10 protein-coding genes and 1 other RNA gene are annotated in these 10,832 nt (G+C 60.8%); 8 read left to right on the top strand and 3 right to left on the bottom strand.

Going from position 1 to position 10,832, the window contains the following annotated elements; all coding sequences use genetic code 11:
- Nucleotides 1-2: 2 nt before the first annotated feature.
- The 3 genes from ffs (at nucleotide 3) to IP76_RS10915 (ending at nucleotide 2,427) form a co-directional block, all read left to right on the top strand.
- An RNA gene (ffs, locus tag IP76_RS22790) (signal recognition particle sRNA small type) lies at nucleotides 3-99 on the top strand.
- Between the two features lie 80 nt (nucleotides 100-179).
- Nucleotides 180-2,057, top strand: a complete 1,878-nt coding sequence (locus IP76_RS10910) for a DNA polymerase III subunit gamma/tau (protein WP_054158245.1) — start codon at nucleotides 180-182, stop codon at nucleotides 2,055-2,057.
- A gap of 46 nt (nucleotides 2,058-2,103) precedes the next feature.
- Entirely contained in the window at nucleotides 2,104-2,427 is a 324-nt protein-coding gene (locus IP76_RS10915; RefSeq protein ID WP_054158246.1) for a YbaB/EbfC family nucleoid-associated protein, read from the top strand.
- Between the two features lie 24 nt (nucleotides 2,428-2,451).
- Here IP76_RS10915 and IP76_RS10920 read toward each other — a convergent pair whose 3' ends face one another.
- Together IP76_RS10920 and IP76_RS10925 are read right to left on the bottom strand one after the other, a co-directional pair.
- Nucleotides 2,452-3,342 (bottom strand): alpha/beta fold hydrolase, encoded by an 891-nt coding sequence (locus tag IP76_RS10920; RefSeq protein ID WP_054158247.1) that lies wholly within the window; start codon nucleotides 3,340-3,342, stop codon nucleotides 2,452-2,454.
- Between the two features lie 79 nt (nucleotides 3,343-3,421).
- A complete protein-coding gene (locus tag IP76_RS10925) occupies nucleotides 3,422-4,042 on the bottom strand; it encodes an MOSC domain-containing protein (protein WP_054158248.1) in 621 nt (206 codons plus the stop codon).
- Nucleotides 4,043-4,098: 56 nt separating this feature from the next.
- Here IP76_RS10925 and recR point away from each other — a divergent pair, with 56 nt between their 5' ends.
- Entirely contained in the window at nucleotides 4,099-4,704 is a 606-nt protein-coding gene (gene recR / locus IP76_RS10930) for a recombination mediator RecR (protein WP_054158249.1), read from the top strand.
- 22 nt (nucleotides 4,705-4,726) lie between these two features.
- Nucleotides 4,727-5,986 (top strand): lytic murein transglycosylase, encoded by a 1,260-nt coding sequence (locus tag IP76_RS10935; protein WP_082352498.1) that lies wholly within the window; start codon nucleotides 4,727-4,729, stop codon nucleotides 5,984-5,986.
- A gap of 9 nt (nucleotides 5,987-5,995) precedes the next feature.
- On the opposite strand, the gene IP76_RS10940 is transcribed toward IP76_RS10935, so the two are convergent.
- The gene (locus IP76_RS10940) at nucleotides 5,996-7,624 is read right to left on the bottom strand and encodes an MFS transporter (RefSeq protein ID WP_054158250.1); all 1,629 of its coding nucleotides are present in this window, start codon (nucleotides 7,622-7,624) and stop codon (nucleotides 5,996-5,998) included.
- 248 nt (nucleotides 7,625-7,872) lie between these two features.
- Here IP76_RS10940 and rimP point away from each other — a divergent pair, with 248 nt between their 5' ends.
- Genes rimP through IP76_RS10955 form a run of 3 tightly spaced genes read left to right on the top strand, consistent with a single transcriptional unit; the run spans nucleotide 7,873 to nucleotide 10,826 of the window.
- A complete protein-coding gene (rimP, locus tag IP76_RS10945; protein ID WP_156318546.1) occupies nucleotides 7,873-8,475 on the top strand; it encodes a ribosome maturation factor RimP in 603 nt (200 codons plus the stop codon).
- A 57-nt stretch (nucleotides 8,476-8,532) separates the two neighbouring features.
- Nucleotides 8,533-10,143 (top strand): transcription termination factor NusA, encoded by a 1,611-nt coding sequence (gene nusA, locus IP76_RS10950; RefSeq protein WP_054158251.1) that lies wholly within the window; start codon nucleotides 8,533-8,535, stop codon nucleotides 10,141-10,143.
- The gene (locus IP76_RS10955; RefSeq protein ID WP_054158252.1) at nucleotides 10,143-10,826 is read left to right on the top strand and encodes an RNA-binding protein; all 684 of its coding nucleotides are present in this window, start codon (nucleotides 10,143-10,145) and stop codon (nucleotides 10,824-10,826) included. The genes nusA and IP76_RS10955 overlap by 1 nt, the downstream gene beginning before the upstream one ends.
- The last annotated feature ends 6 nt before the right edge of the window (nucleotides 10,827-10,832 follow it).

Raw genomic sequence — 10,832 nt, forward strand, 5'->3', positions numbered from 1 at the left:
CGGGAGGTTGGTGGTGGACGAGCCACTCGCCAACCGGGTCAGGTCCGGAAGGAAGCAGCCCTAACGAGCGCGGCACGGGTCATCGTGCCAGCCTCCCACCTCAACTTCATTTCCGGCCTCTGTTTCCAAACCGGGCCGCGCCATGCCCGGCAGCGGGCGACGGGGAAGCTGGCAACGCGATGAGCGATTTAGAGCCCACTGCAGAGGCCAAACCCGCACCCGGCGGATACCGCGTCCTCGCCCGAAAGTATCGCCCCAAGGATTTCACAGACCTGATGGTCGGCCAGGAGCCGATGGTTCGGACGCTGACCAACGCGTTTGAGACCGGCCGGATCGCCCAGGCTTACATGCTGACCGGTGTGCGTGGGGTCGGCAAGACGACCACGGCTCGCATCCTGGCACGTGCGCTTAACTACCGGACGCCCGAGATCGACAGACCGACGATCGACCTTCGTATCCCCGGCGAGCACTGCCAGGCGATCATGGAAGGCCGGCATGTCGACGTGATCGAGATGGACGCCGCCTCCCATACCGGCATTGATGACATCAGAGAGATCATCGAGCAGGTGCGCTACCGGCCCGTTTCGGCGCGCTATAAAGTCTATATCATCGACGAAGTGCACATGCTCTCGACGGCGGCCTTCAACGGATTGTTGAAGACGCTCGAAGAACCACCGGAACATGTGAAATTCATCTTCGCCACGACCGAAATCCGCAAGGTTCCGATCACTGTGCTCTCCCGCTGCCAGCGCTTCGACCTGCGCCGGATCAGTGCTGGCGATCTCGTCGGGCTTTTTTCGACCATCGCGTCGAAGGAAGGCATTGAGGCCGATGAGGATGCGCTTGCGATGATCGCTCGCGCGGCAGAAGGCTCGGCACGTGACGGCCTTTCGCTGCTCGATCAGGCAATTGCGCATGGCAGCGGCGTGGTGCATGCCGACGCCGTCCGCTCCATGCTGGGCCTTGCCGACCGGGCACGCATCGTCGACCTCTTCGAGCATGTGGTGCGCGGCGATGTCGCTGCGGCCCTGGCCGAATTCGGTGGCCAGTATGAGGCCGGCGCCAACCCGACCGTTGTGCTGACAGACCTCGCAGACTTCACCCATCTCGTAACACGCCTCAAATATATTCCCTCGGCAGCCCAGGACCCCTCCCTCTCGGAAGTGGAGCGCCTGCGCGGTGCGGACCTGGCCGAAAATGTCTCGGTGACGACCCTGTCGCGGATGTGGCAGATGCTGCTCAAGGGCATACCCGAAGCGGAGGCATCGTCGCGGCCGGCGGGAGCAGCCGAAATGGTTCTGATCCGGCTTGCGCATGCAGCCCATCTCCCATCGCCGGAAGATGCCGCACGGCGATTGCTGGAGTTGAACGATGGCCAGGGTGGCGCCGATCGCGGTGCTGCACCCCCCCGCCCGAATGGCGGTGGCGGCGCTTCGATGGCGATGCGGGTACAAGCCGTTGCACAGGCATCGCCGGACGCCGCCCCCCGGATCGCCAACGGACAGCCGGTGGCACATCTGACTAGCGTGCCGGCGGGCCAGTCCCTGCCGCAAGGCATGGAGCGCATCCAACCGAAAACGCAGGAAGCGCCGATCCCGACGGTTGCGATCAATTCGCTGGATGACATCGCCGATCTCTGCACGAAAAACCGGAGCCCCGTACTTCGGGCCCAACTTCGGCAGTTCGTCCATCTAGTAAAGATGGAACCGGGTCGACTGGAAATCCGGTTGGAATCGCAATGCCCTCCCACCATCGTCAATGAATTGAAGCTCCGGCTCACCGAATGGACCGGCATAACCTGGTGGGTCACGCTTTCGAACGAAAAGGGTGCGCCGACGCTTGTTGAAGTCGACACCTCCAATCGCGAGGCACGGCTTCTGGATGCGCGTCAGGATCCTGACGTGGCGGCCATCCTTTCGCGCTTTCCCGGCGCAAAGATCACCGATGTTCGCATCAAGACGCCAGCCATCGAAGAAGACGATGCGCTACCGGCCGCACCGGCCGTGGCCGAATCCGCCGAAGGCGACATCCTTCCCGGCGACGACATAGAGTTCTAGGACGCGACGCTGTCCGGACGATAGACAACATCCAAAGGAGACGACGATGCGCGACATCATGGGCATGATGGGCAAGGTCAAGGAAATGCAGTCCAAGATGGAAAAGATGCAGGAGGAAATCGCTGCACTTGAAATCGAAGGCAAGTCCGGCGGTGGCCTCGTGACCGTCGTACTGACTGGCAAGGGCGAGATGCGCAGTATCAAGATCGACCCGTCGCTCTTCAAAGAAGATGATGTCGAGATCCTGGAAGACCTGATCGTTGCAGCCCACAAGGATGCCAAGGATAAGGGCGAGGCCCAGGCGCAGGAAAAGATGGCGGCGCTGACAGCCGGCATTCCGCTTCCGCCGGGCATGAAGTTCCCGTTCTAAGACATCCGCGGCGATCGGGTCTGATCAGATATAGACCCGATCGGCCCAAGGATTTCGCCCCTCGCGCAGGAAGTCGAGGCTCTGCCGCCAGAAGCCCTCTTCATGCCGAGCGTGGAAGAGGTCGAAGTGACCAACCCGCGCGAGACCCAGGTCCTTTGGTGACAGCAGGATCTTGGTGACGGGTGCCCGGGAATAGTAACGCATGGCACGGCGGATCGCCTTAGGCGTTGCGAATTCATCATCCGTCATCGTGACGCTGAGGATTGGGGTCGCGACACCTGCAAAGCGCTCGCGCATGACCTCGGCTGCCTGACCGGACAAGCCCTGCTCCGCCCGGTCCTGCTGCAGCCCCCAGCCATAGGCGACCCCTTTTGGCAGATCTTCAAGCCATCCGAGACGCTTGCCAGGAAAGTAACCGAGCGCGAGCGTCATGGCAGGCATTGCGACATGCCATTTGAGAAACAGGGGAAGGCGGCGAGTTCGCGCGTAGTCACGCCAATAGCCGAATTGCCCACCGACAGAGAGCATGGCCGCGATCTGGTTTGAGGCTGGGGAATAGCCCGGCAGGAATCCGCCGATGCTGTGGCCAACGACAAGAACCCTGCCTGTGCAGTCGAGATCGAGCGCATGGCGCAGCGCCGCGTCAAAATCCTGCTCGCCCCACTGGCGCCAGGTGAAGGTCGATCCTTTAAGGGTCTCGGGACGAGACAGCCCGATTCCGCGATAATCATAGGTGAGGACGGCGAAGCCACGTGCGGCGATGTAGGCTGCGTAGCGATGATAATAGCGAGCGTGCACGCCGGTCGCGGGATTGATGATGACGGTCCCTGCCGCAGAGGGCTTAGCAGCCGGCCACCAATGCCCTGTGAGCCGCACACCGTCGGCACCGGTTAGTTCTGTTATCCTCGGTTCCATCACTGCTCCACTCGGGCGCCATGATGGCGAGGAGGATGGGGCGGGTAAAGCCCGGCATGACTTAGACCTTCGCCCAACGTCACATCTTGCCGGTACGGATCGCGTCCTTGACCTTGTAGTGAACGGGGGCCGCAAGATAGCGGGCGCGATCGGGATCGCTCAGCCTTCCGCCGAAGGTCGCCATCATCTCCCGGACTGTCACGCGCTCGCCCGACCAGGGCGTAAACTGGACGGCTTGCCCGGATTCGATCATTCCACCCTGCAGTACTCTTGCATAGGCACCCGGACGAGCCGCATGGGTATAACGCTTGACGAAGGTCGGTTCGCCCATCTTTGCGGCGAATGTCGCGCAGGGAATCCGCGCGGAGGTGATTTCGAGGATCACTTCACCGATCTTCAGCCGATCACCAGCGGCCAGCATGGCGCTTTCCAGACCGTCAATCACAAGGTTTTCGCCGAAGGTTCCGTAAGGCAGATCACGGCCGAGCTCGGCCTGCCACCAGTCGAGATCGATCGAACCTTCGAGGTAAACGGCCTGATCGACACCGCCGTGGTGCTTGCGATTGAGGATCGCATCACCGACCAGCCCCTCGGAATCAACCATGATCGCCCCGTTAAGCGGCTGTTTGTTGATGCCCGTCTTGTATTTCTTGCCGGCCAGGATTTCCGGTCGGCCGAGGCAGACGGCGAGGATTTTCATTGTTCGTCTCGTGTTCTGCGATTCCGTTTGGCAACTATATGGGCTAGAAACCCGCCATGGCAAAGCGAGTCACCGGCCCCGAAATCGAGAAACTCATCCAGCTTCTGGCGAAAGTGCCGGGGCTAGGGCCCCGCTCTGCGCGGCGAGCGGCCCTGCACCTGATCAAGAAGAAGGACCAGCTCCTGGGCCCCCTTGGCCACGCAATGGGCGAGGCCTATGACAAGGTGAAGATCTGTTCCTGCTGCGGCAATGTCGACACGATGGATCCCTGCACCGTCTGCACCGACGTGCAGCGCGACCAGTCGGTCATCATCGTCGTCGAAGACGTCTCGGATCTCTGGGCTTTGGAACGGGCAGGCGCGATGAATGCGGCCTACCACGTTCTCGGCGGCACACTGTCGCCGCTCGATGGCATCGGGCCTGATGATCTTAATATCAAGGGGCTGATAGACCGCGTATCGAAGGGCGGCGTCAACGAGATCATCATCGCAGTCAATGCCACCGTTGAAGGCCAGACGACCGCCCACTACATCACCGATCATCTGACGGGACTCGAGGTCAAGGTCACCCGGCTTGCGCATGGCGTGCCTGTTGGTGGCGAACTCGACTATCTCGATGAAGGCACCCTGTCGGCGGCGCTTCGCGCCCGTACGGCGATCTGACGTTCCAGACGGGAGATCCCCAATGGCTTTCAAGCCCCGGTCGCTTTTGCGGCTCGCTCTTGCCGTTTCAACTGCGTTCGGTTTCGCGACAGCGGCCGAAGCCGCCCCGTCACGCGCGCAGGTGGAGACACAATTCCGGCAGTGGATCGAAACAGATCTCTGGCGGGCGGCGAAAGACGGCGGTGTCGGACGCGACGTTTTCGACAAGACGCTCCGCAACGTTCAACTGAACTGGGAATTGCCCGATCTTGTGCCACCCGGCACCGCCCCCCCTAAGGAGCAGACCCAGAGCCAGGCGGAGTTTTCATCTCCGGCGCCCTATTTCGACGAGAAACGGTTGCAGGGGCTGGCAGGGACTGGCAAGTCGCTTGCCTCGCAGCATACCTCCACCCTGCGCCGTATCGAAGCCACCTATGGTGTGCCCGGTTCTATCGTCGTTTCGATCTGGGGCCGTGAATCCGGTTATGGTCGGGCGAAACTGCCCTATTCCGCGATCGAAGTGCTGGCGACCAAGGGCTTCATGTCGACCCGCAAGCCACTGTTCCAGCAGGAGCTGATTTCCGCCCTGCACATGGTGGAAAGCGGCGACGTTTCAGCGGACAAAATGATGGGCTCCTGGGCGGGCGCGCTTGGTCAGCCGCAATTCATGCCAAGCAGCTATCTAAAATATGCCGTAGACTTCGACGGAGACGGCAATCGCGACATCTGGAACTCGGTGCCGGATGCGCTCGCCTCGATCGCCAACTATCTGGTGAAGAGCGGCTGGCAGAAGGGGCGCGACTGGGGTTACGAGATCACGATCCCGGCTGGCGTTTCATGCGCGCAGGAAGGACCTGATCGGGCAAAGGCGGTATCCGCCTGGGCCGCAGACGGGCTCAGCCGGATCACGGGAAAAGCCTTTCCGCGCGGCGAAAATTCGCTGCCCGCGATGATGCTTGTGCCGGCTGGCACGCATGGTCCCGAATTCCTGGTCACGCCGAACTTCTACGTGCTGAAAGAATACAATAACTCCGATCTCTATGCGCTGTTCATCGGCAATCTCTCAGACCGTATTGCCAATGGCGGCGGCGCCTTCCGGGCACCGTGGGATAATATTGGCAAGATGCTGCGCTCCGACGTGCTTGCCATGCAGCAGGCGCTGGTGGCGCAGGGCTATGATGTCGGCAAGGTTGACGGTCTGCCGGGTTTCAAGACACGGCGTTCACTGGGCGAATGGCAGGTCAAGAACGGATTGCAGCCGACGTGCTATCCCAGTGCGGACCTGAAGACAAAGCTTCGCTGATCCAGGGCTTTAATGATGATCGATATGCGGCTGATGAAAGACGTCGTCTGACGGCGGGATCGCCTGGCGCTCGATCATCCGGTGAACCCGCGGAGGCTCCTTGCCGCGATGCAGGTCCCGCAGACGATCTGTGATTTCCGCATCTGCCTTGGTGCGCCGTTGATTGTGGCGCACGTAATCTACCCAGGTGGCGACGTGGTAGGTCTCCGTCCATAGATCCGGATTTTCCAGATCGCGCATCAGGGCCCAGTTCCGGGCTCCATCGCGGATCCTGATCCTGCGGCGCTCTGTCATCACGTGCAGGAACTCCGAGACGTCGGCGTCATCAATCTCGAAATCGACCTGCACGACGATCGGACCGCTGCGGGGCCTGATGTCGAGCCGCAGTGCCGGCTCGGCAAAGCGATTGAGGGGATCGAGATCGAGTGTCTTGAAGGCGGGCATGGGCAGGAAATAGCCGATCAGCAGGCCTGCGATCATCAGGAAACTCGACGCAACCAGAGCCTGACCGGATCCATGACTTTCCGCAATGCTGCCCCAGAGCCAGCTTCCGAGCGCCATGCCGCCGAAGGTCGCAGTCTGATAGAGCGAGAGGGAACGACCGACCACCCAGCGCGGCGTTGACAGCTGAACGACTGTGTTGAAGAGCGAGAGCGCGAGAACCCAACAGGCCCCGGCGAGTACGAGTGCCGCTGCCGTCAACCAGACGGAACTGCTGACACCGGTCATTGCGGCGGCTACCGCAAAGCCCGCAAACGAAACTCGCACGATGTCTTCGCTGGACAGGAGATCACGGAGGCGCTGGTTGTTAAGCGCCCCAATGATGGCGCCAAAGCCGAAGGCACCGAGCAAACCGCCGAAGACCAGAGGACCGCCATTCAGTTGATCCCGGGCGACAATCGGCAGGAGGGACATGATGGCAGTTGCGGTCAGGCCAAAGACGAAGCCGCGAAAGAGAACCTTGCCAAGATTGGGCGACATGGAGACATAGCGGATGCCGGCAAAGATTGCCTGGCCGAGCTGCTCGCGTGGCAGCGGGTTCTTGGGGAACTCCGGCTTCCAGCGGTAAAGCGCATAGGTCAAGGCAAAATATGAGACCGTATTGACGGTGAAGGCTGCTGCGGCACCCGCCACCGCAACGATCAGACCGCCGATGGCAGGGCCAACACTCCGCGTGATGTTGAAGCCCATGCTGTTGAGAGAAACAGCAGCCGGCACGTCCGTACGCGGAACGATATCACCGATCGATGCCTGCCATGACGGGTTGTTAAGCGCCGTGCCACACCCGATCAGGAAGGTGAAGCCAAGCAATCCCCAGGGGCTGAGCAAATCGAGAAAGGCAAAGAGCGCAAGGAGCGCCGAGACCATGATCATGAACAGTTGTGCCCCGATCATCACTCTTCGACGGTCGAAGCTGTCCGCAATGGCGCCGGCGATCAGGGAGAGCAGCATGATCGGCGCCGTGTTCGACGCCTGGACCAAGGCGACCATGTTTTCAGAGGTCGAAATGGACGCCATCATCCAGGCGGCCCCCACACCTTGAATCAAGCCGCCCAGATTGGAAGAGATGCTGGCGAACCAGATCCGCCGGTAAGCTTCGTTCCGGAGCGGCAGCAGGGGGGATCTGGGATGGGACACGACGGATGCTCGGTTGTTTTCCGGGAGATGCCGAGGACTTAAGCCTGCGGCTGTTTGCGAACTTGCACCCTTCAACGCACCACAGGCAAGTTTGTTTTCACCGCGTGGCGAAAAGCTTGCATTCCGGAGGCCATTGGCGTATACGAGCTCCAAATTCTTGATCGACAGATGAAGAGTGGGGCCGCAAGGACCCGCTCTTTTTTATTGGCGATCACAGCCAATCGGGAGTATGACGATTGTCCGAAGACATGCCGATGCCGGAAGCCGGCGAAGCACGGATCATCACCGAGACGGGCCTTGACCGTCGTATCGCAGACATTATCGAGCCCGTGCTCGTAGCGATGGATTTCAAGCTGGTTCGTGTCCGCATGATGAACCAGAACGGTTTGACGCTGCAGGTTATGGCCGAGCGCAACGACGGCACGATGACCGTTGAAGATTGCGAAGCCGTGTCGACGGCGATCTCGCCGGCGCTCGACGTCGATGATCCGGTCGACAAGGCCTATCACCTTGAAGTCTCGTCCCCGGGCATCGATCGGCCGATGGTGCGCAAGTCGGACTTTACCCGCTGGAAGGGCCATCTGGTAAAGTGCGAAACGTCGATCCTCGTCGACAACCGCAAGCGCTTCCGCGGTACGATTGCTGATGTGACGCATGAGGCCTTTACGCTTGAGCGCGACCAGGTCGCCTATGGCGAGGAGCCGCGGGTGACGATCCCATTTAATGCGCTTGCCGAAGCCAAGCTCATCCTGACGGACGATCTGATCCGTGACGCGCTCCGAGCCGACAAGCTCGCCAAGGCGCAGGCCGCGAACCAGAACGACGAAAACGAAGACGACAGCGAAGCATAACGTTTGACCCATAGCCCCGAGGCGATAAGCCCGGGCGTGAAGACGGAGACCTAGACAATGGCAGTCAGTGCTAACCGGCTCGAGCTCTTGCAGATTGCAGATGCCGTTGCCCGTGAAAAGGTGATCGACCGCGAAATCGTGCTCGCCGCCATGGCCGACGCGATCCAGAAGGCCGCCCGCTCGCGCTACGGCAGCGAAACCAACATCCGCGCCGACATCAACTCGAAGACTGGCGAAATCCGCCTGCAGCGTCTTCTTGAGGTGGTCGAAAAGGTCGAAGACTACTCGACACAGATCGCGCTTGAACTGGCCCGCGACCGCAATGTCGACGCCAAGCTCGGCGACTTCATTGCCGATCCGCTGCCGCCGATGGATTTTGGCCGTATCGCTGCCCAGTCGGCCAAGCAGGTCATCGTGCAGAAGGTGCGTGAAGCCGAGCGCGACCGTCAGTATGACGAATTCAAGGACCGTATGGGCGAAATCGTCAACGGCACTGTCAAGCGCGTCGAATACGGCAACGTCATCGTTGATCTCGGCCGCGGTGAAGGCATTATCCGTCGCGACGAGATGATCCCGCGCGAAGCCTTCCGCTACGGCGACCGCGTGCGTGCCTATGTCTACGACGTGCGTCGTGAACAGCGTGGACCGCAGATTTTCCTGTCGCGTACCCATCCGCAGTTCATGGTGAAGCTGTTCACCATGGAAGTGCCGGAAATCTACGACGGCATCATCCAGATCAAGTCGGTTGCCCGTGACCCGGGTTCGCGCGCCAAGATCGCCGTTATCTCGAACGACTCGTCGATCGATCCGGTCGGTGCCTGCGTCGGTATGCGTGGTTCGCGCGTTCAGGCCGTCGTCGGCGAACTGCAGGGTGAAAAGATCGACATCATTCCGTGGAGCCAGGATCCGGCTTCCTTCATCGTCAACGCCCTTCAGCCGGCTGAAGTCGCCAAGGTCGTTCTTGATGAAGATGCAGAACGCATCGAAGTCGTCGTGCCGGACGAACAGCTGTCGCTGGCCATCGGCCGCCGCGGCCAGAACGTTCGCCTGGCATCGCAGCTGACCGGCTGGGATATCGACATCATGACGGAAGCGGAAGAATCCGAGCGCCGTCAGAAGGAATTCAACGTGCGTACGAACCTGTTCATGGACGCTCTCGACGTTGATGAAATGGTCGGCCAGGTTCTGGCGTCGGAAGGCTTCGCCCAGGTTGAAGAAGTGGCTTACGTCAACATTGACGAAATCGCCTCGATCGACGGCTTTGATGAAGATACCGCACAGGAAATCCAGACCCGTGCACGCGAGTATCTCGACAAGATCGAAGCCGAAATGGATGCCAAGCGCCGCGAACTCGGTGTGACGGACGAGCTGCGCCAGATCGAGGGCATGACGTCCGCGATGATGGTCGCCCTCGGCGAGGACGGCATCAAGACGATTGAAGACTTTGCAGGCTGCGCCGCTGACGACCTCGTCGGCTGGAGCGAGCGGAAGAATGGCGAGACGAAGAAGTTCGAGGGTCTGTTCTCGAAGTTTGAAATCTCGCGTGCCGAAGCCGAAGCCATGGTTGTTCAGGCGCGCCTTTCTGCCGGCTGGATCACTGAAGAAGATCTCGCGGCCGAAGCTGAAGTCGAAGTGGAAGGCGAGGCAGAAGCCGAGCAGGAAGCGTGATGACCATCCAGTCGCCGGACGTGGAGAAGGACGAAGACGACTTCGACCTTTCCGACGTGAACGGGCGGATGTGCATCGTGACCCGCGAGAGCGGCGCGCCGGAAACGCTTCTGCGGTTCGTGGCTGCTCCCGATGGGACAATCGTTCCCGACCTGAAGCGGACGCTTCCCGGTCGGGGTTGCTGGGTTAGCCCGCGACGCGAGGCTGTCGACAAGGCCGTGGCGAAAAAGCTTTTCGCCCGGGCCCTGAAGCGGGAAGTCAAGGTTGATCCGGCGCTCGGATCAACCGTTGAACGTCTTCTGATCTCGCAGCTCTGCGGGATGATGAACCTGGCCCGAAAGGCCGGACAGTTCATCAGCGGATCGGCCAAGGTCGAGGCTGCAGTCAGAAGTGGCGAGGCGCTCGCAGTATTCCACTCGCTGGATGCTGCAGCGGATGGTGTGAGAAAGATCGACCAGGCCCGAAAGGCCTGGCACCTTGGAACAGGAGCAGATGCGGAAGTTCCCGCATTTCACCTGCTTTCCGGGGCGGAATTGGACGAACTGATGGGCCAGAATGCGTTTATCCATGCTTGCGCGCTTGCAGGGCAGGCGGGTGAAGGTGTAGTGAAACGCGCAACTCTGCTCGAAACCTATCGTGGCCAAGCGCCGCAGGTTTCGCGCGCTGGCCTGAAATCACAATGACGCGGT

It is taken from the genome of Rhizobium sp. AAP43, assembly GCF_001296045.1.
Lineage (GTDB): Bacteria > Pseudomonadota > Alphaproteobacteria > Rhizobiales > Rhizobiaceae > Allorhizobium.